This window comes from Pseudomonas sp. SC3(2021) (assembly GCF_019856535.1).
Classification (GTDB): Bacteria; Pseudomonadota; Gammaproteobacteria; order Pseudomonadales; family Pseudomonadaceae; genus Aquipseudomonas; species Aquipseudomonas monsensis.
Map to the genome: position 1 here is coordinate 4,322,579 of NZ_CP082236.1, position 22,036 is coordinate 4,344,614.

Sequence of the window (22,036 nt, forward strand, 5' to 3'; positions counted from 1 at the left end):
GGCTCCAGAAGCGATTGCGGTTTTTTATCACAGGCTGCAAGCGCGCTACCCCATACAGTCAGGCGCCAGAGTCACGGTACAGCGCCCGACGCTCAGTGAATCTTGTCGAACTTTTGTGAATCGTCTGAACTCTGAAAGGTCGGAGCGTGATGGTTTTCGCAGAAAAAACTGCCTGTCCGGTCAGAAAGGGCGATTGCCGTGTAAGCTTTCGTCCCCAGCTGCACACACCCCGCACGGCCCCAGGTGGCCCCACCAAGAGCGATTTACATGCAAGCAAAGGCCCGTGAAGTTTATGTGCCACCGGTGCTGCAAGATCTGCGGGCCGGCACTGCCGAGCTGCACATCGCACTGGAAAAGCGTCTGCCGTTTTTTTCCGATAGCCTCGATATACCTGCGTTCAAGCGCCTGATGGCGGCGTATTACGGCTTTTATGAGCCACTGGAAAGCCTGTTGCAGATCAACGGTTGCGTCCCCGCCGATTTCGATCTCGGCCCACGACGCAAAACCCCGACGCTGCGCGCCGATCTGCAAGCGCTGGGGTGCACTGCCGAAGCGCTCGAACAACTGCCGATGTGCGCTCAATTGCCGGTGATCGACTCCAGCGCCGCCGGCCTCGGCGTGCTCTATGTGCTCGAAGGTGCGACGCTCGGCGGGCAGATCCTGCGCCGGGAAATCGCTACGCGACTTGGCCTGGATGCCTCCAACGGTGCGGCCTTTCTCGATATTTACGGCGCCGCCACCGGTCGCCGCTGGCGGGATTTCATCGAATACCTGGGCAATCGCCCGATGTGCGCCGAGGAGCGCGCAGCTGTCGTCACGGCGGCACAAACCACATTCAGCTGTTTCGAGCGCTGGCTCGAGCGCCGGGAGGTACTGGCATGACCCCGCAAGACAAAGAAACGTTTGAAGAATTGCTGGCCAACTGCGCCGACGAGCCGATTCGATTCCCCGGCGCGATCCAGCCCCACGGCGTGCTGCTGACCCTCAGCGAGCCGGCGCTGGAGATCATTCAGGCCAGCGCCAACGTTGAATCCATGCTGGCCCGTGCGCCGCAGAGCCTGATCGGCCAGCCACTCGAAAGCCTGATCGGCGGCGCCGAAGCGACGCAAGTGCGCGAGGCCCTGCTGCACCCGGCACTGTCCGACGGACCGCCGCTGCGCTTCAGCGTCAATGGCACCGCGTTCGAAGGTTTGCTGCACCGTCACCAAGGGGTGCTGATTCTGGAACTGGAAATCCACGTCGAAAACTTCCAGCCCCGTAACGTCGCCGGCAAACAGACCCATCTGGGGCGCATGCTTCAGCGCCTGCAAGCGGCCACCACGTTGCAGGCGCTGTATGAAATCAGCGTCACGGAAATCCAGGCCATGACCGGTTACGACCGGGTGCTGATCTACCGTTTCGAAGAGGAAGGGCACGGCCAGGTCATCGCCGAAGCCTCCGATCCGTCGATGGAGGTGTTCAACGGCCTGTTCTTCCCGGCTTCGGACATTCCCGAGCAGGCGCGTGAGTTGTACCGCACCAACTGGCTGCGGATCATCCCCAACGCCGATTACCAACCGGTGCCGCTGGTGCCGAAGCTGCGTCCGGACACCGGCACGCCGCTGGACCTGAGTTTCGCCACCCTGCGCAGCGTGTCGCCGATTCACTGCCAGTACATGAAGAACATGGGCGTGCTGTCCTCGATGAGCATTTCCCTGCTCAAGGGCGACCGGCTCTGGGGCCTGATCAGTTGCGGCAATCGCGAGCCGCTGCACGTGCCTCACGAATTGCGTGCGGCGTGCCAGACCATTGGCCAGGTGCTGTCGCTGCAGATCAGCGCCATGGAAGCGCTGGAGATCAGCCGCCAGCGTGACGAAAAACTCGAGGCGTTGGCGCTGCTCAATCAGGCGATGATCGATTCGCCGCAGAACGTCTTCGACGGTCTGGCCAATCAGCCGCAGGCATTGATGGCGCTGACCAACGCCGGCGGTATTGCGATCATCGAAGACAAACAGTTGCACCGCTACGGCAACTGCCCGGAACCGGACGACATCCGCGCCTTGCACAAATGGTTGCAGGCGTCCGGTGAGCCAGTGTTTGCCAGTCATCACCTGGCCAGTGTTTATCCGCCGGCGGCGCAGTATCAGCAGGTGGCCAGTGGCGTGCTCGCCATGAGCCTGCCTAAACCGGTGGACAACGGCGTGCTGTGGTTCCGCCCCGAGGTCAAGGAAAACATCAACTGGAGCGGTGACCCGCGCAAGCCGCTGGATCTGGAAAACTCCGACGCCGGGTTGCGTCTGCGCCCGCGCACGTCGTTCGAAATCTGGAAAGTCGAGATGGCCGGGATCTCCACCAAGTGGAGCCACGGTGATGTGTTCGCCGCCAACGATCTGCGCCGCTCGGCGCTGGAGAACGATCTGGCCCGGCAAGTGCGCCGAGAGCAGGAAGCGGTGCGCGCTCGCGACGACCTGGTTGCGGTGGTGTCCCACGACCTGCGCAATCCGATGACGGTGATCTCGATGCTCTGCGGCATGATGCAGAAGGCGTTCAGCTCGGATGGTCCGCATACTTCACGGCGGATCTCCACGGCCATCGACACCATGCAGCAGGCTGCCGGACGCATGAACACGTTGCTGGAAGACTTGCTCGATACCTCAAAAATCGACGCCGGGCGCTACTCCATCACCCCGCAGAAACTCGACGTCGGGCAGATGTTCGAAGAGGCGCAGGCGCTGCTTGCACCGTTGGCGCTGGACAAGGACATCAGCATTTCCTTTGCGGCGGACCCGGACCTGCGCATCCACGCCGACCCCGAGCGGCTGTTTCAGGTGCTGTCCAATCTGGTGGGCAACGCGATCAAGTTCACCCCGCGCCTGGGCACGGTGGGCGTACACGCCACCTCCGTTGGCAATCAGATCGTCTTTACCGTGCGAGACAGCGGCGAGGGCATTCCCAAGGAACATCTGCCGCACGTGTTCGACCGCTACTGGACGATGAAGGAAGGCAACCCGACCGGTACCGGCCTGGGCTTGTACATCACCCAGGGCATCGTCGAAGCCCACGGCGGACAAATCGTCGCCGAAAGCGAACCGGGGCAGGGCAGCGAGTTCCGCTTTACCGTGCCGCGCCTGGACTGAACACAGCTTTTATGTGGGAGCGAGCTTGCTCGCGAATGGGGTCGTCCTGGCAATGCAGTGTTGAATGACCCTCCGCTTTCCCGAGCAAGCTCGCTCCCACAAGGGATATGTGTGGCCAGGGGCATTTTCTTCAATACCGGGAGCAGGGCGCTGGCTAGGGTGTGCACCTTGTTCCTCGATTTGAAGCAGGTGTGCGATGAGTCTGATTGTATCCATGGCGGCGTTTGCGCTGGCGGCGTCCATCACGCCGGGGCCGGTGAATATTGTGGCGTTGAGTTCCGGGGCGCAGTTCGGTTTTCGTGCCAGTCAGCGGCATGTTGCCGGAGCGACGCTGGGGTTTGTGCTGTTGCTGGTGCTGATGGGCCTGGGTTTGCACGAGGTGCTGAAACTCTGGCCATTCCTGACCCGCGTGGTGCAACTGGCTGGCGTGGCGTTTCTACTGTTCATGGCGTGGAAACTGGCCGTGGATGATGGACAGTTGAACGCCAAGGATTCCGGGCGAGCGCCATCCATGCTCTATGGCGCGGTGATGCAATGGCTCAACCCGAAAGCCTGGCTGGCGTGTGTCGCGGGCATGGGCGCGTTTGTCGCCGATGGCGAGGCGCGGCTGGTGTGGCAGTTTGCGGCGGTGTATCTGGTGATCTGTTATCTATCGGTGGGCTGCTGGGCGTATGCCGGGACGTTTTTGCGTGGGTATCTGAGCAATGCGGCGGGGATGCGCGGGTTCAATCGGGTAATGGCGGGGCTGTTGGCAATGAGTGCAATCTGCTTGTTGTTCAATTGACCCTGTGGGAGCGAGCTTGCTCGCGAAAGCGGTGTTTCAGTCAATGGATGTGCTGACTGTTCCACCGCATTCGCGAGCAAGCTCGCTCCCACATTGATCGGGCGTCGCTGCCTGAGGTTAGTTGAACGGTTGCTGAAAGGCGCCTCCTTCCATGTGCCAGACCTTCGGCTCGTCCGAAAGATATTCCTCCAGACCCAGCATGAATAACCGATGGTCCTCACTCGCTTCAAACCGGGGCGAGTGGTCCTCGAGGGATTGCCAGTGCACGATCAGGTTGAAGACTTCGGGCGTTTCAATGCCTTGTGCGAGCAGATGTCCGCTGTAACCCTTTGCCCGTTTGAGCAACGGCTCGACCTCGGTAAACGCACGCCGAAACGCTTCAGTTTGTTGTTTGTGAACGGGTAGCAGAGCGATCTCATAAATCATGGTGTTCTCCTTGCACTGGGTTCAGCGATTGGCGAGTTCGGATGATGGCGCGACAGCAATCGCGATCTTCCCTTGGACGCCGTTGTTGGGCGTTTCCAGCAAGGCATGGGCGAGCCCGATGTCGGCCAGCGAATACACCGCGCCAACGTGTGGTCGCAACTGACCGTTGGCGATCAAGGCACTCAACTCATCAAGCTTGCCGCGGTTCTGTCGGGTGAACACGAAGTGATAACTGGCGTTCTTGCCCCAGGCCTGAATCAGGTTTTGTGGCCGGGCAAGGTCAACGATCGACACCACGCGGCCAAGCTGTGCGAGCGCCTCAGGACTACGCGACAGGGTGTCGCCGCCGATAGTGTCGAACACCACATCGACGCCGCGCCCCTCGGTTTCGCGCAGGATCGCGGCGACGTAATCTTCCTTTTCGTAATCGATCAGCACATCGGCGCCCATCTGCCTGGCGAACTCGAAATTGCCTTCACGCACAGTGGTGAAGACCTTCGCGCCGATGGCTTTGGCCAGCTGAATCGCGACATGACCAACGCCGCCCGCGCCGCCGTGGACCAGAATGCTCTCGCCGACTCTGAGCGCCGCCCGCACGACCAGCGCTTCCCACGCCGTGCCGCCAACCAGACTCAGGCTCGCCGCTTCAAGGTGGCTGAGCGTGGCCGGCTTCTTGCCGACAATATTTGCCGCCGCCACGTGGTACTCGGCATAACTGCCCGGGCCATCGAAGATTTGCGGGGTGTACCAGACTTCGTCACCCGGCACGAACGCCGTCACCCCAGGGCCGACGGCTTCGACAACGCCGGAGACGTCGTGACCGGTGATGGCTGGCAGGGGCACCAGATCGGCATAGTCGCCACGGCGCACCTGATAATCCAGCGGATTGATGGAGGTGGCGTGCACCCGCACCAGGACTTCGCCCGCTTGTGGCACTGGCTTGGGCACGTCGCGAAGTTCGAACGATTGCGCGCCGCCAAATGAAGTAAGGATCATCGCTTTCATTGCATTTCCTCGTTTCGGCAAAAAGGGATATCGGGAATTCTCGATATCATGGGGCAAAAAATTACAGCTCGCTGCCGATGATCTCGGCCAGCGCACTGATCGCTGCTTCGTTACGTTTGTAATAGGTCCACTGCCCGATGCGCCTGACTTCGACCAGGCCGGCGCGTTGCAGCGTCGCCAGATAATCGGACACCGTCGACTGCGACAGCCCGACGCCTTCCTGAATACTGCTGACGCAAACGCCCACCGTGTGCACGTCACCCTCATCCTGGGGAGGAAAGTGTTTCTCGGGATCCTTCAAGCCTTTGAGGATTTCCAGGCGTGTGCGGTTCGAGAGGGCTTTGAAGATTTCGAGTAGGTCCATGCTGCGAAGATATCGGAATTTACCGATATGTCAATATCTGAATGTGAAACCGATCAGGCAATCACTCTGACCCTGTGGGAGCGAGCTTGCTCGCGAAGGCGGTGTATCAGTCGATGAATGAGCTGACTGAACCAACGCCTTCGCGAGCAGGCTCGCTCCCACAGGGGGCAGTGTTGAGTTTCAGATGAAGTGTCAGCCGCGATATTGCCCGGGCGTTGCCGCCAAATGTTGCTTGAAGGCTCGCTGAAAATGCGCCTGATCGGCAAACCCGGCTTCCAGCGCGACATCCGCGATCAACTGGCCGCTGCGCAGGCGCTCGCGGGCAAACTGGATGCGCTGGTTGACCAGAAACGCGTGGGGCGTCATGCCGTAATGCTGTTTGAAAGCGCGGATCAGGTAAGACGGTGACAGCTGTGCTGCGGCGCAGATGTCGTCGAGGTTGAGCATTTCGGTGCAGTGCTCGCGGATGAAACCGGCAGCGCGTTCCAGTTTGAAATTGGGTTCGCGCAGAGAGGGCCCGGCGGGATTCAAACGCAGTTGCAGGTCGCTGAAAAACTCCACCGCCGCGCTTTGCTTGCGCAAGACATCCTGTTGCTCGTCGACCAGTACATCGTAAAGCGCGATCAGGTCGCTAAACAATTCTGCGTCCTGCAGATGCGTGTCGGAAAACCGCCGAAACTCGAGTTCGGCACTGAACCCCAACTGATGCTGCAGATCCGTCAGCCATGGGGTCTCGACATACAGCATCACATACGACCAAGGCTGATCATCAATCGGATTGCACGCATGCACATCACCGGGATTCATCAGCACCACGGTGCCCGCCGCGACTTCGAACTGTGCCTGTTCATGCACATAGGTGCTGCGCCCGGCGGTGATTGCACCGATGGAAAAATGTGCATGGGAATGCCGCGCATAACAGACCTCGCGGCCATCGGCGATGGCCCGCGCTTCAATGAAGGGCAGGGCCGCGTCGCGCCAGAAACGCGGGGCTTTTTCAGGGTGTTTGGCGGCAGTGTGTTTCATCGTGGTGTTCCCGGCAGGCCAGCCCCCGAGTGTATTAGCTCTGGCCGGCAAAGGCCCGTTCGAGTTCGGCAATGTCGAGTTTTTTCATCGTGAACATGGCCTGCATCGCTCGTTGCGATTTGCTGGTGTCGGCATCCTGCATCATGTGCATGAACGCCACCGGGACGATCTGCCACGACACACCGAACTTGTCCTTGAGCCAGCCGCATTGCTGGGCTTCGACGGGGCCGCCCTCGGACAGGTTGCCCCAGAAATGGTCGACTTCTTCCTGATTCTGGCAATTGACCTGAAACGAGATCGCCTCGCTGAACTTGAACATCGGCCCACCGTTCAGTCCGGTGAAGGTCTGGCCATCGAGTTCGAAACTGACGGTCATCACCGCACCTTCCGGTTTGCCATGAAATTCCTGACCGACCTTGCTGTAGTAGGTCAGGCCGGTGATTTTCGAGTGATCGAAGATCGAGCAGTAAAACTTCGCGGCGGCTTCGGCCTGATCGTCGAACCACAGGCAGGGCGTGAGTTTCTGAAAGCGTTGCATGGCAGTCATCCTCGGCAGGTTAGACACGCAGGATTAACAGCGTAGTCAGTCCTTGGTCGATTGCCGGTGCCGTAGATCGACAAGTTAGCGGGCGTCAGAAATCGTAGTCATAACGACTAGAGGTGGAGTCAAATTGACATTAATGTTTCTGTGTCAAATTGACTCTGCTGTGCTCAAGTGACTGAATTTCCTAGATTTTTAATATGGCACGGGAATTGAGGTGCTCAACGTACACAATGAATTGCTCAGGAGTACGCCACCATGCTCACTTTCTTCGAAAGCCCGCTGAACGTTCTGCACCTGTCGAGCAAAGTCCTCGTCGCCGGCCTGATCATGCTGCTGGCCGGCATCTACGGCGCGTATCTCTACAACGGCCACATGCCGATTGCGCTGCTGGTGACGATGCATTCGCTGACCATCCTCGGCCCGACCCTGATCAAGATCGGCTACGTCATGCGCCTGCTGGCGCAATACCGCATTCGTGGTCCGCAGATGATCCGGCAAACTGCATAGATCCCTGTGGGAGCGAGCTTGCTCGCGAAGGCGTCGGCACAGTCGGAATCTGCGTGCCTGACACACCGCTTTCGCGAGCAAGCTCGCTCCCACAGTGTGGTGGTGTTTCTGAAATTTCAGCGGCGCTCGGCAACCATCAGCAATGACTGCGGCACGGGACTTTGCGGGTGCTGTGGCTCTTGTAAGCTGGCCAGTTGGAACCCGGCCAGATCGAGTGCATTCAGCCAGCTCGACAACGTGCGGAAATACCAGGGCATCGGCTGCCACTGGCCTTTGAACCCGGCGAACGATTCCTCGCGCCAGCCATCCTGATAATCGCCTGCCGCGACAGACCATGGATGCAGTGTCTGAATGACCACAACACCTCCGGGAACAAGCAAGGCATTCATCGCGGCAAGCAGCGGAATTATCTCTTGATGCAGTAGCGAGAAATTCGCGCACACCAGGTCGTAGTCGCGACCGATATCGACCTTGCCATCGACCAGCGCTTCATAGCTAGCGACATGCACCTGCACCGTCCCCGCCAGACGCGCCGCTTCGACCAGCCGCGCATCGCCATCCACACCGACAGCTTCAATCCCCCGATCCGCCAACGCCCGCAACAACCAGCCTTCGCCGCAGCCAAGATCAAGCACACGCTGCGGCTGACGGCCCATGATCGCCCACAGAATGGCCTGATCGGTGACCTGCTGGCGGCTTTCGATGGCGCCGCTGCGGATCACTTCGATCCAGGCCGCAGCGTTGTCGTGCCAGCTCTGCAAAAGGCTGGATTCGGGGGAGGGCATGGCGGTGTCCCAATTATTGAAAACCCACAGTATGGACGCTGATCGCAGGTGCGCCGCTAGGGCTTGTAGATCAGCGCATCCACCACAACCCCGAACGCCGACGAATGCTCGCGGCGATTCGGGTAATAAAGATGATAGCCGGCAAAGGGCTGGCACCAGTCCTCCAGCACCCGCACCAGACTGCCGTCGGCCAAACTCCCGGCGACCATGTCTTCGGGCAGAAACCCCAAACCGCATCCCGCCACGGCCGCGCGCAGAATCGGCACACTGCTGTTGAACGTCCATTGCCCTTCAACGCGCGCCTTGAGTTCGTGACCGTCCTTCTCGAAGTCCCATTGCATCAGGCTGCCATGCGTCGGCAGGCGCAGATTGATGCAGTTGTGCGCGGCCAGATTGCCAGGCTCCACGGGCATTGACCGGCCTTTGAAATACTCGGGCGAACCCACGACAGCGATGCGCAGCGACGGGCCTATGGGCACGGCGATCATGTCCTTGGCCACCTGATCGCCCAGCCGCACACCAGCGTCATAGCGCTGCGCGACGATGTCGGAGAGGGCGTAATCGACGGTGATTTCGACTTTGATGTCCGGGTAGTCCGGCAGCACCTTCAGCAGCTTTGGCCAGAGAATGTTGTTCGCCGCATGCTCTGAGGCCTGGATGCGCACATTGCCGGCCGGGGTGTCGCGAAACTCGCTGACCGCCGCCAGTTCCAGTTCGATCTCGTCAAAGCGCGGCGCCATCGATTGATACAGGCGTTGACCGGCCTCGGTCGGGGAAACACTGCGCGTAGTCCGCGTCAGCAAGCGCACGCCCAGTCGGGTTTCCAGTGCACGCAGGGTGTGGCTCAGCGCCGACTGCGAGACGCCCAACTGTGCGGCAGCGCGGGTAAAACTGCCTTCGCGAGTGATGACCACGAAGGCTTGCAGGTCATTGAGATTGGGGCGGGACATTGATGAGAGCCTCTCATGAGGAGCGCGTGATTATTCCATGAAAGCAGGTCGCGCACGGATGCGCGACCCTTGGCGCGCTGATCACAAGGTGCGTGCGTAAAAATCCGTCAGTTTGCCGATCGCTGCATCGACATAACGCGGCACCCAGTAGGTTTCAATGTGGGTGGCGCCATCGAGTATGAACACTTCCTTGTCGGTGGTGCCGGTGGCTTTGGGGAACGCATCCTGAGTCATGTACAGGCTGTCGGCCTTGCTGCCGGCGATCATCAGCAACGGTTGGTTGATCAACTCGATATGGTCGGTGGCGTCGAAACGCATCAGGTCAATAAGGCTGCTGGTGGTGTATTTGAAGGTCGAGTTCGGGTGCGCGTGAGTCTTCCAGTAGTACTCGTAGCCTTGGCGATACAGCTCGAAGGGCAGTTTGGCGATCTGTTCATCGGTGAGGTTGGCATCACCCGAGTACAACACCGCTCCGCCGGCCGCTTCTTGCGCGCGGGCTGCTGATGCTTGTTGCAGGCGTTGCTGAATGCTGTCCATTTGCGAGTCGTTGTAGCCATTGCGACGTACCCGGCCTGAATTGAACATGCTCACCGTCGCCAGGGATTTGAAGCGTTTGTCGGTTTGCGCCGCCGCTAATGAATAACCACCGCCGCCACAAATGCCGAGCAGGCCCAGACGCTTGTCATCCACGCCGGCAAACTGGCTGATGAAATCGGCCATGCCGTGGATGTCTTCGATGCGATACGCCGGTTTATCGATGCTGCGCGGCTGACCACCACTGGCGCCCTGATAGGCCGCATCGGCGGTAATGGTGATGTAACCCTGTTCGGCCAGGCGCTGTGCATACAGACCGGCGACTTGTTCTTTTACGCCGCCATTGGGGTGCGCGACGACCACGGTCGGGTAGGTCTTTTTCGCGTCGTAATTGGCCGGGGTGTAAACGTTGGCGGCGATGTCCAGACCGTTGAGCTTGTAGCTGACCGGGTGGATGTTGACCTTGCCCGCTTCGTTCTTGCTGATCGCGCCGTCGTAGGCGAGGGTAAACGGGTTCTTTTTGTAATCGGCGGCCAAGGCTTCGCCGCCCGAGAGGCCGACCAGTGCCGACATGAGCGTGGCTTTGAGGGTGTTTTTCACGTGAAGCTCCTGAGCAATAAAAAGGGCGGCAGTTCAAACGAAGGGCGGGTCAGTCCAGCTGTTTTTCTTTGAGGAATTGCGCCACCAGGTCAGCGATCTGCACATTGTTAAGATCCGACATGGGGAAGTGAGTGTTGCCGTGGATGCCAATCTCCGGCAGATGGATCAGGCGCACATCGCCGCCGTGGCGATTGACCGCGTCACGCCACAGGCGGGCCATTTTCAGGCGTGCGCGCCAACTGTCCTGCGCGGGCAGGTCAACCGCCTGCTCCGGGATGTTGTCGCCGTAAAGGATCAGAATCGGAATGCGCGTCAGCGCCATGAATTGTTCCATCGGCACCGCTGCGCCTTGCACCGTGTCGAACGCGCTGGGGATCGGCGCCGGCACTTCACCGTTGGCAAACACGAAGCTACTGCCCGGTTCGAACGCCACGATGGCTTTGACCTTGTCGTTCTTGATCGCCGTCAACCAGCCCGGCCCGCCACCCTGAGAATGCGTAAACAGGATGCCGGGGCCGATTTTGTCGAACAGCGCCGACACACCATCGGAGACCACGCCCATGTCAAACGGCCCGGTGTTCGGCGTCATTGCCCTGAAAAACTGCTCGCGGGTCTGCGCGTCCTGTGCCACTTGCACGCCGTTGAAGTAGCGGGGCCAAAGGCCGATGCGGAACTGGTTGAACCACAGTTGTTCGTCCGGCACCGGTTTGATTGTGGTCTCGACCATGCTGCGTCCGGCGTCGCCACGCCGTGGTTGATCGATCAGATAAACGCCGTAGTGGCGACGCAGAAAAATGTTCTGAAAACCTTCGCGGCCATCGGCGGTGGTTTCCCAGGTCTTGGAAAACTGACCTGCGCCGTGCCACATAACGATGGGCAGTTTTCGCGCATCGACCGGGATCTGGTAGAACGCGTAGGCGTGGTCACCGTGATAGGTCTGGCCGTCGGGCATCATGGGTTTGCGTGGATCGAATGTGCCCGGCGCGGTGGTCACCGTGCCGCCAGCGGCGAAGCTGCCTTGCTTCTGAATCAGCAACGGGCTATCGGGTTGGTTCGCGCACGCCGCCAACAGGCTTAACAGTGCAATGCTCAGGAGATGCTTTGCCGATTTCATGTCATTTCCCCGCAGCCGCGAGGGCTTTGGTCAGTGCTGCGTTGGCCCGCTCGGCAGTCTGTGCATCGCCATGTTTTTTCAGCAGCTCGGTGACTTGGCCTAACTGTGCCGCGCTGAGTCCGATGCGCAGGCTTGCCGCCATGTGCGAGCGCAATTGCGACTCGACCCCCGGCGTTGCTGCCAGCGCGCCGACGGTCGCCAGTTCGCGGCTTTGCCAGTCGAGGTTGTCGCGCTCGAAAATGTCGCCGAACAGATGGGTTTGCAGGAACCGGTTGATCACCGGAGCGAACTCGAACACCGGGCCTTTGACCGGGGCGCCGGAGATTTTCGTTTGATTCGCCGTACCCGCTGCCAATAGCTCATCCCCGACCGGAATCGCCCGGCTCGGCTCACGTCCCGGCGCATCGTCAAGGCCGCGTTGTTTGCGCGCCTGCACCACGGTCATCAATTCATTCAAGGCGTTGAGGCTGCGCGGGAAGCCGACGTAGGCGTAGAGCTGCACGAGAACTTCGCGGGTTTCGCTAATGGTCAGGCCGGCATCAAGCCCTTGGTTGAGCGCCGTGTTGAGGTTGGGCATGTCGCTGGTCGCCATGAACGCGGCGATCAGTGGAATCGTTTGTTGTCGGCTCGACAAAGTAGTTGCGCTGGCTGATGTGCTGGTCATGGTCTGCGCTGCCTCGGCTGCTTGAGTGGTAACGCTGAACATCGCCCCGACGCTCATGCAGAGCGCCATGAGTGTGGGGAGAGCAGTGCTGTTGCGGGTGTCAGTGATCATTGTGAAGGGCTCCATCCATTGCGGGGCGCTGCGGTGTCGCTGGATCGTACGGAGGATGGTTGGGCCGATTAACCCCGATATTGCGCATGGACTCCTGAGCAGAACTCATGAGTGGGCGTTGCAATACCCACTGAAATCCCGGCTCGACCCCGCTGGTGCGGGGCCTGGAGGTCGCATGACGGTTTGCCGCGAAGGTGCCGGGCGAGCAGCCTCGACACATTCGGTAACTTCATTGGCCAGCGTATTGCGCCTCTGAAACCTGTTCTGCCCAGGTGACGGTCTTGCCGTCCTCGGCTTCAGCGATGGCGATGTGGGTCATGCCGTTGCTGGCCGTGGCGCCGTGCCAGTGACGGATGTTCGGCGGAATCCAGACACTGTCGCCCGGACGAATCTCCTGACGCGCGCCACCCTCTTGCTGCACATAGCCGACGCCGGCGGTGACGATCAGCGTTTGCCCCAGCGGATGGGTGTGCCACGCCGTGCGTGCGCCCGGCTCGAAGGTCACTGTGCCGCCGCCGATGCGCGCCGGCGGTTCACCTTTGAACAGGCCATCAACGCGCACCATGCCGGTAAAGTTTTGCGCCGCGCCCTTGGCCGAGGGCTGCGAGCCGTTTGGCGTGATGCGGATTTCGCTGGCGGCCTGGGACTCTGCCGCCATCAGTGAAAAAGCAACGAGTGGCGCAATCAATCGGTTCATCGGATTGGTTCTCCGGTCAGACAGGGAAAGCGACGCCGTACATGGCGCCGCGTTGGGCAGGCTCAGAGTCCGGTCATTTTCAGTGCCGACTCCGGCAGACGTTCGCCGTGCACCTGAATCTGCGCCATCTGCTCGTTGATCTCGCGCAGATCGTCGCCGGTCAATGGCAGCTCGACCGCGCCCAGATTCTCTTCCAGTCGATGCTGTTTGGTCGTGCCCGGTATCGGCACAATCCACGGTTTCTGTGCGAGCAACCAGGCCAGTGCCACTTGCGCCGGCGTGGCGTGTTTGCGTTGCGCGACGGCTTTCACCACATCGACCAACGCCAGATTGGCCCTGCGTGCTTCAGGGGAAAAGCGCGGGACGAAATTGCGGAAGTCGCTGGCGTCGAACTGCGTGTGCTCGTCGATCTGACCGGTGAGGAAACCGGCACCCAGCGGGCTGAACGGTACGAAGCCGATCCCCAGTTCTTCCAGCACGGCCAGCAGTTCCAGCTCCGGGCCACGCCAGAACAGCGAATATTCGCTTTGCACCGCCGTGACCGGTTGTACCGCGTGGGCCCGGCGGATGGTTTCCACACCTGCCTCAGACAGGCCGAAATGCTTGACCTTGCCCTCGGCGATCAAGTCCTTGATGGTGCCGGCGACGTCTTCAATGGGCACCTGCGGATCAACGCGGTGCTGATAAAACAGGTCGATGTGATCGGTACGCAAGCGCTTCAACGACGCCTCGGCGACGGCGCGGATACGCTCCGGCCGGCTATTGGTGCCGCCGCCTCGTGCGCCGGTGATCGGGTCGATATCGAAGCCGAACTTGGTGGCGATGACGACCTGCTCGCGGATCGGCTGCAAGGCCTCGCCCAGCAGTTCTTCATTGGCGAACGGACCATACGCTTCGGCGGTGTCGAACAGGGTGATGCCTTGCTCGTGGGCCGAACGAATCAGCTTGATCATGCTGGCTTGGTCGGCTGCCGGCCCGTAGGCCGACGTCATGCTCATGCAGCCAAGGCCCAATGCAGACACTTCCAGGCCATTGCCCAACGTGCGGTTTTTCATGATGTCACTCCGTACAGAATTCGATTAACGCGTGAGGGGCTGATCGCTCAGCCAGCCGTTCACCCGTTCCATGGTCTTGCGCTCCTGCTCACCCTCCATCACAAAGCCTTCCAGCACTTTTGCCTTCGGCGCGTGCTTCAGGAGAACGCTGCGGCTGTTGCCCAAGCCATAACCGCCATGGGTGTTGAAGGGGATGAGAGTCTTGCCAGTCAGGTCGTGGGTGCTGAGAAAGGCACGCACGATCGGCGGGGCGGTTTCACCCCAGATCGGAAAACCGAGGTAAATCGTGTCGTAGTCGCTGAGGGCATGAACCCTGCTTTGCAGCTCGGGTTCGAAGCCGCTGTCACGTTCCTGACGTGCCTGCTCCACGGTTTGTAGATAGTCCTCGGGGTAGGCGTGGGCCGGTCGAATCTCAAAGAGATCGGCACCGAGTCCACGTTGAATCAGCCCGGCGACCACGCGGGTATTGCCCGAGCGCGAGAAATACGCGACCAGAATTCGCGAGCCAGAACGCGGAGTTTCACCGGCACTCTGCGTATCGGCGAGCGACAGCAGTGGGGCACTGGCCAGTGCGGCGATTACCGTGCGCCGCAGCGGATCGTGATCGTGGCTCATCGTCCGACGCGCGCCTTGAGGGCTTCGGGATAACGCTCGCCTTCGATGCGGATCTGCGCCAACGCGGTGTCAATTGCCTTGAGTTCAGCAGCGTCGAGCGTGATGTCCGCGCCGCCGAGGTTTTCTTCCAGGCGATGCAGTTTGGTCGTCCCCGGAATCGGCACAATCCACGGTGCCTGTGCGAGCAGCCAGGCCAAAGCGATCTGCGCCGGGGTGGCTTGTTTCTGCGCGGCGATCTGACGGACTAACACCACCAGCGCCTGATTGGCCTGGAGCGCCGATTGGCTGAAACGCGGGACGATGCTGCGGAAATCGTCGCTGCCGTAAGTGGTCTCAGCCGTCACCGTGCCAGTGAGAAACCCCTTACCCAGCGGACTGAACGGCACGAAGCCAATGCCCAGCTCCCAAAGGGTCGGCAGGATTTCCTGCTCGGGTTCGCGCCACCACAGTGAGTACTCGCTTTGCAGCGCCGTGATCGGCTGCACCGCATGCGCACGGCGAATGGTCTGCGCACCGGCCTCCGACAGGCCGAAGTGCTTGACCTTGCCTTCGCCAATCAAGTCCTTCACTACGCCGGCGACGTCTTCGATCGGCACGTTCGGATCGACGCGGTGCTGGTAGAGCAAGTCGATGTAGTCGGTCTTCAAACGACGCAACGAGCCCTCGACGGCTATTCGAATACGTTCGGGGCGGCTGTCCAGAGTCTGCTTTGTATTGTCGGCGCCGACGGCGAAGCCGAATTTTGTGGCGATCACGACCTGGTCGCGAACTGGCGCCAGCGCCTCGCCGACTACTTGCTCATTGATATAGGGGCCGTAGAATTCGGCGGTATCGAAGAACGTGACGCCTCGCTCAACGGCTGAGCGGATCAGTGCGATGGCTTGTTCGGTATCCGTGGCCGGGCCATAACCATGGCTCAGACCCATGCAGCCGAGGCCGAGGGCGGATACTTCGAGTGAACTGTTGCCGAGTGTGCGTTTGTGCATGTTGATCTCCCGTTGGGCGTGGGGAGAACAGTAAGCGAGGTGACTGGTGAGGACTAGATAGGTAAATCGGGATGGCTTGATGAGTTCTGTTCATTAATCGACAGAGGGGGGCAAACGCGAAAGTGAGGGGGAAACCCCTCACTTATTCGGTCTGGTGATTATTGCGGTACGCGCAGCTTGTCCAGCAGTCGGTTGACCAACAGCTCGTTCGGCATGATCACCTGTTGCAGCGCCAGCAGCGGTTTGCGCTCCGGGCCGCCGATTGAGTTGGCGATGTTACCGGCCATGGAGTGGGCGTAGGAAAGCGACTCACAGGCTTCGACCAACAGGGTTTCTTCATCCAGCGTGGGGTCGACCAGATAGACCGGGCGAAACGGGGGCGAGCTTGGCGGAGCCCCCAGTGCTTCGGGTCGCAGGTAGTAGTCGAGGGCGCGGTCGGTTGCCTCTTTGACCTTTTGCGGGTCAAGCGCGGGGTCGTGAGGGATTGGATCGGTCTCTGGAGGATTGGGTGTGATTTTGAACATGGATGAAACTCCCACTTAGCAATTTAAGGAGCCATCGCGCTCGCTACCAAACGAGGGTGGTGGCCATGCGCAGGTTGGTAGACCGGTCTAAGCGGGAAAACCCGGCGCTCCCGAAGGAGCCCCACGCATGGCCACCATATAATTCGAGTTCCCAAAAGGGACCGAACAAGGTGTAGCCATGACGCTTAGAGACGGGCTACCAAACCCGATCACTGTTTTGCAGTGACAGGCAAACGATATAGCCCGGCCCATAGCCGTGTAAGCCGGCGGATTCTGGCGTACGCGTAGGTAACGGCGCAAGGTGTTGTAGGGAGGAGGGCGTAACGGTTTGTGTACTTTAAACGCGATAACCGGATGACGTTTACACATGAGCAATGTCGGTTGGTGGCGGCTTTCGGTTTTGCGTGAGTCTGTGAGATTTTTCCCCCTCACCCCAGCCCTCTCCCCCAAGGGGGCGAGGGGGAAAGGGAGCCGATCTTTGTGCTCTTCAAATCTGAGTTCGACGCGGTATTTCAAGTCGGTGCAACTTGCACATTCAGCGCGGTCAGTGCCCTCTCCGCCAAAGGGGACGAGGGGGAAGGGAGCGGATCTCCATGTAATCCAGAGCCCGAGTTCAACTCGATATTTCAGGTCGGCGTATTCCGAGCAAACAACTCGGTCAGTTCCCTCTCCCTCCGGGAGAGGGTTAGGGTGAGGGCTGTCGGTAATTTCAAATTCTGAAGAGGAGGTGTGACATGAATCGATTGACTGGCGGATGCCTGTGCGGCGATGTCCGTTTCGAAGTGACTGGTCAGCCCTACCGCGTCGGCATCTGCCACTGCCTCGACTGCCGCAAGCGCCACGGCGCACTATTCGGCACCTCGTCCATATTCCCCGAGGATGCGTTGACCGTCACCGGCGAAACCCGCGACTACAACGGGCGCTTTTTCTGCCCGCGCTGCGGCTCACCGGTATTTACGCGTTCCGAAGATGAAGTAGAGGTCAACGTCGGATCGTTCGATGAGCCTAATCAGTTCAAACCCACTTACGAACTCTGGACGATTCGGCGCGAGTCGTGGCTACCGGCGCTGCCATTGGCTCACCACTACGAGCGTGATCGCGAGAGCACGGAGCGTACAGAGGATTAGAGTGGGCAGAAAACTTCTGGGACTTGGAATAGAGTGACGATTTTTGGCATGTCACATAGCCCCTGTGGGAGCGAGCTTGCTCGCGAAGGCGTCGTGTCAGTCGACATCAATATTGAAAGTAATGACGCTTTCGCGAGCAAGCTCGCTCCCACAGGGTGCAGTACATAAACTTACAGATCTTCACCGCGAATAAACGCCAGCAGATCCGCGTTGATCGTTTCGGCCTCGGTCGTCGGCATCCCGTGCGGGAACCCCGGATACGATTTCAACGTGCCGTTCGGCAGCAACTTCGCCGACAACGGCCCCGAGTCCGCATACGGCACAATCTGATCATCCTCGCCATGCATCACCAGCACCGGTACGGTGACCTTCTTCAAGTCTTCGGTGAAATCGGTCTGCGAAAACGCCACGATCCCGTCGTAATGCGCCTTGGCGCCGCCGATCATGCCCTGACGCCACCAGTTGGCAATAATCCCCTCCGAAGGTGTGGCGCCCGGCCGGTTGTAGCCATAAAACGGCCCGGTCGGAATGTCGCGATAAAACTGCGCCCGGTTCGCCGCCAGTTGTGCCTGGAAATCATCGAACACCGATTTCGGCAGACCACCCGGATTGCTCTCGGTTTGCACCATCAGTGGCGGCACCGCACTGATCAGCACACCTTTGGCAACGTTGGCCTGACCATGCCGGGCGATGTAATGAATCACCTCACCGCCACCGGTCGAGTGACCGACATGCACGACGTTCTTCAGGCCCAGATGATTAACCACAGCCAGCGTATCGTCGGCGTAATGATCCATGTCGTGCCCGTCCCAGACCTGACTCGAACGCCCGTGCCCTCGGCGATCATGGGCAACCACCCGGAAGCCTTTGCCCAGGAAGAACAGCATCTGCGCATCCCAGTCATCGGAACTGAGCGGCCAGCCGTGATGGAAGTGGATCACCGGCGCGTCTTTCGGGCCCCAGTCCTTGTAGAAGATTTCGACGCCGTCTTTGCTGGTGACAAATCCCATGTTCGCGACTCCAGACCAATGTGATGGGTAACCCGCGCGGCAAGCGCGGACCGGTTTTGCTCATGATGGATTTCTGCTGCGCAGGCTCAGTACGAGCCGTTATCAACTGTAGGATTAAAGTCGACATCTGCATGACCGGTGGTCGCAACGTCTGGCTTCGTACGCAAATTAGGCTTTGCTGAAAGGGAAAAGCCGAGGCGTGCGTAGGCATCTGCTGCCACAGCGACGCCCCTTCAGAACACCGTGAGTCTGAGGAAATCCCCCGATGCTGACCCTGAATATCAATGGCAAGGATCAGGAGCTCGATGTCCCGGCGGACATGCCGTTGCTCTGGGTCCTGCGCGATGTCGCGCACCTGACCGGTACCAAATTCGGCTGTGGCATGGCCCAGTGCGGCGCCTGCACCGTGCACGTTGACGGGGCGCCGTTGCGCGCCTGCATCACCCCCGCAACAGCTGTGGCCCACGGGCAGAAAATCCTCACCATCGAAGGCCTGTCCACCGACGGTTCGCACCCGGTGCAGCAAGCCTGGGCCGAACTCGACGTGGTGCAGTGCGGTTACTGCCAGTCGGGGCAGATCATGTCTGCCGCAGCCTTATTGGCAAAAATCCCCAAACCCACCGACAGCGATATCGATCAGGCGCTCTCCGGCAATATCTGCCGCTGCGGCACCTATCCGCGAATCCGAGCGGCCGTGAAACGTGCGTCCGAGATTGGCTGATTGGGAGATAGACGATGAACAGTCCTGTATCGCGTCGGGGTTTTCTCAAGGGCAGCGCCATGTTGGGCGGTGGCCTGGTGGTAGCGTTTGTCGTGCCCGGCGCCCATAAGTTTGCTTTCGCGGCAGAGAATGAAGGCAAGGTCTTCGCGCCCAATGCGTTCTTGCGCATTGCTGCAGACAACAGCGTCACCGTGTTGCTCGGCCATTCGGAAATGGGCCAGGGCATCTGGACCGGCCTGACCATGTTGATTGCCGAAGAGCTGGACGCCGACTGGTCGACAATCCGCGTCGAACATTCACCGGCCTCGGCGGCGGATTACGGCATGCCGGCGTTTGGCGGCATGCAGATTACCGGTGGCTCGACATCGACGTGGATGGAGTTCGACCGCTATCGTCTGGCCGGCGCCACGGCGCGGCAGATGTTGGTCGAGGCGGCGGCCAAGCGTTTCGACGTCGCGCCTTCAGCGATTCGCACCGAATCGGGTGTGGTCATCGCTGGCGATAAACGCGCGACGTACGGCGAGCTGGCTGACGCGGCCGGGCAACTGCCGGTGCCGGACCCGAAGTCGATCACCTTCAAGGACGCCAAGGACTGGAAGGTCATCGGCAAACCGACCAAACGCCTCGACACCCCGGAGAAAATCACCGGCCGCGCCAAATTCGGCATGGACGTGCAGTTCGAAGGCTTGATGACGGCGATGGTTGCCCGTGCGCCAGTATTCGGTGCGACGGTCAAATCCTTCGAAGGCGCTGAAGCGCTGGCCGTGCCGGGCGTGCACAAAGTGGTGCAGGTGCCCACCGGCGTGGCAGTGATTGCCGAGCATTACTGGGCGGCGAAACTCGGGCGGGACGCGCTGAAGGTCGACTGGAACCTGGGGCCGCACACCGACCTGAGCAGCGCAACCCTGCTGGAGAGTTTCCGCAAACTGGCCGCCACGCCGGGGACTTCGGCGGCTCAGGCCGGAGACGCCAAGGGCAGTTTTGGCAAGGCGGCGAAGAAGATCGACGTTGAGTACAGCGTGCCGTATCTGGCTCACGCGCCGATGGAACCGTTGAACTGTACGGTGAAGATCAGCGCCGAGAAGTGCGAGATCTGGACTGGAACGCAGTTTCAGACGCTCGATCAAATGGTCGCCGGCAAGATCACCGGGCTGAAGCCGGAGCAGGTCGAGATTCACACGGAGTTCCTTGGCGGTGGTTTCGGGCGCCGGGCCAACCCAACGTCAGACTTCGTCGCCGAAGCGGTGCAAGTGGCGAAAGCCGCCGCCATGCCGGTAAAAACCGTGTGGTCGCGGGAGGATGATATTCGCGGTGGTTACTACCGTTCGATGTTCCTGCATCAGGCACGGATCGGCCTCGGCGCCGATGGCCTGCCGTCGAGCTGGCAGCATGTGCTGGTCGGGCAGTCGATCATGGCCGGCACCCTGCTGGAAGCGACGATGGTCAAGAATGGCATCGACGCGACCTCGGTCGAAGGCGTGGCCGACAGTCCCTATATCAAGGGGCTGGCCGATCATCAGGTCGATCTGCATTCGCCGCAGACTGGCATCAACGTGCTCTGGCTACGATCGGTGGGGCATAGCCACACCGCGTTTGTCATGGAATCGCTGATTGATGAAATGGCCACAGCGGCGGGCAAGGATCCGGTCGAGTACCGGCGCACATTGCTCAAGGAACACCCTCGGCATCTTGGCGTGTTGAACCTGGCGGTGGAGAAGGCCAACTGGGAAGCGCCGTTGCCGGACGGTCACGCGCTGGGCGTGGCGGTGCATGAGTCATTCGGCAGTTACGTGGCGCAGGTCGCGGAGGTGTCCCAGGACAATCTGGTAATTCGCGTGCACCGCGTGGTCTGCGCCGTGGACTGCGGAATTGCGGTGAATCCACAGAGCATCGCCGCGCAGATGGAGTCGTGCATCACCTTCGGCCTGGGCATGGCACTGCACAGCAATCTGACGCTCAAGGACGGCGCGGTCGTGCAGTCCAACTATCACGATTACCAGGTGCTGCGGCTCAACGAGATGCCGGTAGTCGAGGTGCACATCGTGCCGAGCAGCGACAAACCCGGCGGCATCGGCGAGGCCGGTGTGCCGCCGACCGCGCCAGCCGTGGCCAACGCGGTGTTCGCCCTGACCGGGCAACGCCTGCGCGAGTTGCCGCTGCAACTGTCGGGGGTGTGAGATGAAGCGACATCTAGTGTTGGGCACGGTGATTCTGCTAGGGCTGGGCGGCTATGCCTCGGACCTGTTCGCCGATGATCAGCAAGCGTTGCAGGCATTCGGCACGGTGCAGAAAGTCTTCCAGAGCCCGCGTTGCCAGAACTGCCATATTCCCGGTGATTCGCCATTGCAGTTCGACGCTGGCATTCCCCATGCGATGAACGTGGTGCGCGGCATGGACGGCAAGGGTGCGGCCGGTTTGCCCTGTGCGACCTGTCACGCAGAAAGCAATCCGCCGGCCAGTTACGGCCCGCATGCACCGCCGGGCGCGCCGCACTGGAGCCTGCCGCCGGCGGCGCACAAAATGGCCTGGATCGGCCTGCCACCGGACAAGCTCTGCGCGATGATCAAGGACCGTTCGAGCAATGGCGATCGCGACTTTGCCGCGCTGATCAAGCATGTCAGCGAAGACAAACTGGTGCTGTGGGGCTGGAATCCCGGAGCAGGGCGCGCGCCGGTGCCGGTGCCGCACGATGTTTTCGTGACGCAATTCAAGCTGTGGGCCGATGCGGGCGGACCATGCCCGGTGGCGCAAATGTGAGCCATTGCCAAATT

The 22,036-nt window shown here is 60.5% G+C and carries 24 protein-coding genes; 8 read left to right on the forward strand and 16 right to left on the reverse strand.

Features of this window, described 5'->3' with window-relative positions:
* Positions 1–267 precede the first annotated feature (267 nt).
* The 3 genes from K5Y35_RS19435 (at position 268) to K5Y35_RS19445 (ending at position 3,900) form a co-directional block, all read left to right on the forward strand.
* Positions 268–882 (forward strand): biliverdin-producing heme oxygenase, encoded by a 615-nt coding sequence (locus K5Y35_RS19435; protein WP_123462755.1) that lies wholly within the window; start codon positions 268–270, stop codon positions 880–882.
* Positions 879–3,116 carry an ATP-binding protein gene (locus tag K5Y35_RS19440; protein WP_222832653.1) on the forward strand — a complete coding sequence of 746 codons (2,238 nt, stop codon included), beginning with the start codon at positions 879–881 and terminating at the stop codon, positions 3,114–3,116. Before K5Y35_RS19435 ends, K5Y35_RS19440 begins: the two co-directional genes overlap by 4 nt.
* A gap of 196 nt (positions 3,117–3,312) precedes the next feature.
* A complete protein-coding gene (locus K5Y35_RS19445) occupies positions 3,313–3,900 on the forward strand; it encodes a LysE family translocator (protein WP_222832654.1) in 588 nt (195 codons plus the stop codon).
* Positions 3,901–4,017: 117 nt separating this feature from the next.
* Here the strand turns inward: K5Y35_RS19445 and K5Y35_RS19450 are convergent, their stop codons facing one another.
* The 5 genes from K5Y35_RS19450 to K5Y35_RS19470 form a co-directional block, all read right to left on the reverse strand.
* Positions 4,018–4,326: an antibiotic biosynthesis monooxygenase family protein gene (locus K5Y35_RS19450; protein WP_222832655.1), complete on the reverse strand. Its 309-nt coding sequence runs from the start codon at positions 4,324–4,326 to the stop codon at positions 4,018–4,020.
* A gap of 21 nt (positions 4,327–4,347) precedes the next feature.
* Positions 4,348–5,331 carry a zinc-dependent alcohol dehydrogenase family protein gene (locus K5Y35_RS19455; protein ID WP_222832656.1) on the reverse strand — a complete coding sequence of 328 codons (984 nt, stop codon included), beginning with the start codon at positions 5,329–5,331 and terminating at the stop codon, positions 4,348–4,350.
* Positions 5,332–5,392: 61 nt separating this feature from the next.
* Entirely contained in the window at positions 5,393–5,695 is a 303-nt protein-coding gene (locus K5Y35_RS19460) for an ArsR/SmtB family transcription factor (RefSeq protein ID WP_007910618.1), read from the reverse strand.
* Between the two features lie 192 nt (positions 5,696–5,887).
* Positions 5,888–6,721, reverse strand: a complete 834-nt coding sequence (locus K5Y35_RS19465) for an AraC family transcriptional regulator (RefSeq protein WP_222832657.1) — start codon at positions 6,719–6,721, stop codon at positions 5,888–5,890.
* A 34-nt stretch (positions 6,722–6,755) separates the two neighbouring features.
* On the reverse strand, positions 6,756–7,259 hold the full coding sequence (locus K5Y35_RS19470) for a VOC family protein (RefSeq protein WP_222832658.1): 504 nt from the start codon (positions 7,257–7,259) through the stop codon (positions 6,756–6,758).
* A gap of 261 nt (positions 7,260–7,520) precedes the next feature.
* On the opposite strand from K5Y35_RS19470, the gene K5Y35_RS19475 reads away from it, so the two are divergent.
* Positions 7,521–7,772 (forward strand): transmembrane sensor/regulator PpyR, encoded by a 252-nt coding sequence (locus K5Y35_RS19475; RefSeq protein ID WP_194933168.1) that lies wholly within the window; start codon positions 7,521–7,523, stop codon positions 7,770–7,772.
* A 116-nt stretch (positions 7,773–7,888) separates the two neighbouring features.
* Here K5Y35_RS19475 and K5Y35_RS19480 read toward each other — a convergent pair whose 3' ends face one another.
* The 10 genes from K5Y35_RS19480 to K5Y35_RS19525 form a co-directional block, all read right to left on the reverse strand.
* Complete coding sequence (locus K5Y35_RS19480) at positions 7,889–8,557, reverse strand: class I SAM-dependent methyltransferase (RefSeq protein WP_194933167.1); 669 nt, start codon at positions 8,555–8,557, stop codon at positions 7,889–7,891.
* 56 nt (positions 8,558–8,613) lie between these two features.
* Entirely contained in the window at positions 8,614–9,507 is an 894-nt protein-coding gene (locus K5Y35_RS19485; RefSeq protein WP_222832659.1) for a LysR family transcriptional regulator, read from the reverse strand.
* A gap of 81 nt (positions 9,508–9,588) precedes the next feature.
* Entirely contained in the window at positions 9,589–10,641 is a 1,053-nt protein-coding gene (locus tag K5Y35_RS19490; RefSeq protein WP_194933165.1) for an alpha/beta hydrolase, read from the reverse strand.
* A gap of 49 nt (positions 10,642–10,690) precedes the next feature.
* Entirely contained in the window at positions 10,691–11,635 is a 945-nt protein-coding gene (locus K5Y35_RS19495; RefSeq protein WP_194933252.1) for an alpha/beta hydrolase, read from the reverse strand.
* 121 nt (positions 11,636–11,756) lie between these two features.
* Positions 11,757–12,530, reverse strand: coding sequence for a carboxymuconolactone decarboxylase family protein (locus K5Y35_RS19500; RefSeq protein WP_194933164.1), 774 nt, complete (start codon positions 12,528–12,530; stop codon positions 11,757–11,759).
* Between the two features lie 229 nt (positions 12,531–12,759).
* Complete coding sequence (locus K5Y35_RS19505) at positions 12,760–13,227, reverse strand: cupin domain-containing protein (protein ID WP_194933163.1); 468 nt, start codon at positions 13,225–13,227, stop codon at positions 12,760–12,762.
* A gap of 62 nt (positions 13,228–13,289) precedes the next feature.
* On the reverse strand, positions 13,290–14,282 hold the full coding sequence (locus K5Y35_RS19510; RefSeq protein WP_194933162.1) for an aldo/keto reductase: 993 nt from the start codon (positions 14,280–14,282) through the stop codon (positions 13,290–13,292).
* A 24-nt stretch (positions 14,283–14,306) separates the two neighbouring features.
* Positions 14,307–14,897: a flavodoxin gene (locus K5Y35_RS19515; RefSeq protein WP_194933161.1), complete on the reverse strand. Its 591-nt coding sequence runs from the start codon at positions 14,895–14,897 to the stop codon at positions 14,307–14,309.
* Positions 14,894–15,883 (reverse strand): aldo/keto reductase, encoded by a 990-nt coding sequence (locus tag K5Y35_RS19520; protein WP_194933160.1) that lies wholly within the window; start codon positions 15,881–15,883, stop codon positions 14,894–14,896. Before K5Y35_RS19520 ends, K5Y35_RS19515 begins: the two co-directional genes overlap by 4 nt.
* Positions 15,884–16,041: 158 nt before the next feature.
* Positions 16,042–16,407, reverse strand: a complete 366-nt coding sequence (locus K5Y35_RS19525; protein ID WP_222832660.1) for a DUF6124 family protein — start codon at positions 16,405–16,407, stop codon at positions 16,042–16,044.
* A 734-nt stretch (positions 16,408–17,141) separates the two neighbouring features.
* On the opposite strand from K5Y35_RS19525, the gene K5Y35_RS19530 reads away from it, so the two are divergent.
* The gene (locus K5Y35_RS19530; RefSeq protein ID WP_222832661.1) at positions 17,142–17,534 is read left to right on the forward strand and encodes a GFA family protein; all 393 of its coding nucleotides are present in this window, start codon (positions 17,142–17,144) and stop codon (positions 17,532–17,534) included.
* A 170-nt stretch (positions 17,535–17,704) separates the two neighbouring features.
* Here K5Y35_RS19530 and K5Y35_RS19535 read toward each other — a convergent pair whose 3' ends face one another.
* A complete protein-coding gene (locus K5Y35_RS19535; protein WP_180699112.1) occupies positions 17,705–18,544 on the reverse strand; it encodes an alpha/beta fold hydrolase in 840 nt (279 codons plus the stop codon).
* Positions 18,545–18,809: 265 nt separating this feature from the next.
* On the opposite strand from K5Y35_RS19535, the gene K5Y35_RS19540 reads away from it, so the two are divergent.
* Genes K5Y35_RS19540 through K5Y35_RS19550 form a run of 3 tightly spaced genes read left to right on the forward strand, consistent with a single transcriptional unit; the run spans position 18,810 to position 22,022 of the window.
* Complete coding sequence (locus tag K5Y35_RS19540) at positions 18,810–19,265, forward strand: (2Fe-2S)-binding protein (protein ID WP_003224136.1); 456 nt, start codon at positions 18,810–18,812, stop codon at positions 19,263–19,265.
* Between the two features lie 14 nt (positions 19,266–19,279).
* On the forward strand, positions 19,280–21,442 hold the full coding sequence (locus K5Y35_RS19545) for a xanthine dehydrogenase family protein molybdopterin-binding subunit (RefSeq protein WP_222832662.1): 2,163 nt from the start codon (positions 19,280–19,282) through the stop codon (positions 21,440–21,442).
* Between the two features lies 1 nt (position 21,443).
* A complete protein-coding gene (locus K5Y35_RS19550; RefSeq protein WP_222832663.1) occupies positions 21,444–22,022 on the forward strand; it encodes a hypothetical protein in 579 nt (192 codons plus the stop codon).
* Positions 22,023–22,036 lie beyond the last annotated feature (14 nt).

What these genes read in the sequence shown, in the direction of transcription:
- K5Y35_RS19435 (WP_123462755.1), top strand. Translation starts at nt 268, where the DNA reads ATGCAAGCAAAGGCCCGTGAAGTTTATGTGCCACCGGTGCTGCAAGAT.
- K5Y35_RS19440 (WP_222832653.1), top strand. Translation starts at nt 879, where the DNA reads ATGACCCCGCAAGACAAAGAAACGTTTGAAGAATTGCTGGCCAACTGC.
- K5Y35_RS19445 (WP_222832654.1), top strand. Translation starts at nt 3,313, where the DNA reads ATGAGTCTGATTGTATCCATGGCGGCGTTTGCGCTGGCGGCGTCCATC.
- K5Y35_RS19450 (WP_222832655.1), bottom strand. Translation starts at nt 4,326, where the DNA reads ATGATTTATGAGATCGCTCTGCTACCCGTTCACAAACAACAAACTGAA.
- K5Y35_RS19455 (WP_222832656.1), bottom strand. Translation starts at nt 5,331, where the DNA reads ATGAAAGCGATGATCCTTACTTCATTTGGCGGCGCGCAATCGTTCGAA.
- K5Y35_RS19460 (WP_007910618.1), bottom strand. Translation starts at nt 5,695, where the DNA reads ATGGACCTACTCGAAATCTTCAAAGCCCTCTCGAACCGCACACGCCTG.
- K5Y35_RS19465 (WP_222832657.1), bottom strand. Translation starts at nt 6,721, where the DNA reads ATGAAACACACTGCCGCCAAACACCCTGAAAAAGCCCCGCGTTTCTGG.
- K5Y35_RS19470 (WP_222832658.1), bottom strand. Translation starts at nt 7,259, where the DNA reads ATGCAACGCTTTCAGAAACTCACGCCCTGCCTGTGGTTCGACGATCAG.
- K5Y35_RS19475 (WP_194933168.1), top strand. Translation starts at nt 7,521, where the DNA reads ATGCTCACTTTCTTCGAAAGCCCGCTGAACGTTCTGCACCTGTCGAGC.
- K5Y35_RS19480 (WP_194933167.1), bottom strand. Translation starts at nt 8,557, where the DNA reads ATGCCCTCCCCCGAATCCAGCCTTTTGCAGAGCTGGCACGACAACGCT.
- K5Y35_RS19485 (WP_222832659.1), bottom strand. Translation starts at nt 9,507, where the DNA reads ATGTCCCGCCCCAATCTCAATGACCTGCAAGCCTTCGTGGTCATCACT.
- K5Y35_RS19500 (WP_194933164.1), bottom strand. Translation starts at nt 12,530, where the DNA reads ATGATCACTGACACCCGCAACAGCACTGCTCTCCCCACACTCATGGCG.
- K5Y35_RS19505 (WP_194933163.1), bottom strand. Translation starts at nt 13,227, where the DNA reads ATGAACCGATTGATTGCGCCACTCGTTGCTTTTTCACTGATGGCGGCA.
- K5Y35_RS19510 (WP_194933162.1), bottom strand. Translation starts at nt 14,282, where the DNA reads ATGAAAAACCGCACGTTGGGCAATGGCCTGGAAGTGTCTGCATTGGGC.
- K5Y35_RS19515 (WP_194933161.1), bottom strand. Translation starts at nt 14,897, where the DNA reads ATGAGCCACGATCACGATCCGCTGCGGCGCACGGTAATCGCCGCACTG.
- K5Y35_RS19520 (WP_194933160.1), bottom strand. Translation starts at nt 15,883, where the DNA reads ATGCACAAACGCACACTCGGCAACAGTTCACTCGAAGTATCCGCCCTC.
- K5Y35_RS19525 (WP_222832660.1), bottom strand. Translation starts at nt 16,407, where the DNA reads ATGTTCAAAATCACACCCAATCCTCCAGAGACCGATCCAATCCCTCAC.
- K5Y35_RS19530 (WP_222832661.1), top strand. Translation starts at nt 17,142, where the DNA reads ATGAATCGATTGACTGGCGGATGCCTGTGCGGCGATGTCCGTTTCGAA.
- K5Y35_RS19535 (WP_180699112.1), bottom strand. Translation starts at nt 18,544, where the DNA reads ATGGGATTTGTCACCAGCAAAGACGGCGTCGAAATCTTCTACAAGGAC.
- K5Y35_RS19540 (WP_003224136.1), top strand. Translation starts at nt 18,810, where the DNA reads ATGCTGACCCTGAATATCAATGGCAAGGATCAGGAGCTCGATGTCCCG.
- K5Y35_RS19545 (WP_222832662.1), top strand. Translation starts at nt 19,280, where the DNA reads ATGAACAGTCCTGTATCGCGTCGGGGTTTTCTCAAGGGCAGCGCCATG.
- K5Y35_RS19550 (WP_222832663.1), top strand. Translation starts at nt 21,444, where the DNA reads ATGAAGCGACATCTAGTGTTGGGCACGGTGATTCTGCTAGGGCTGGGC.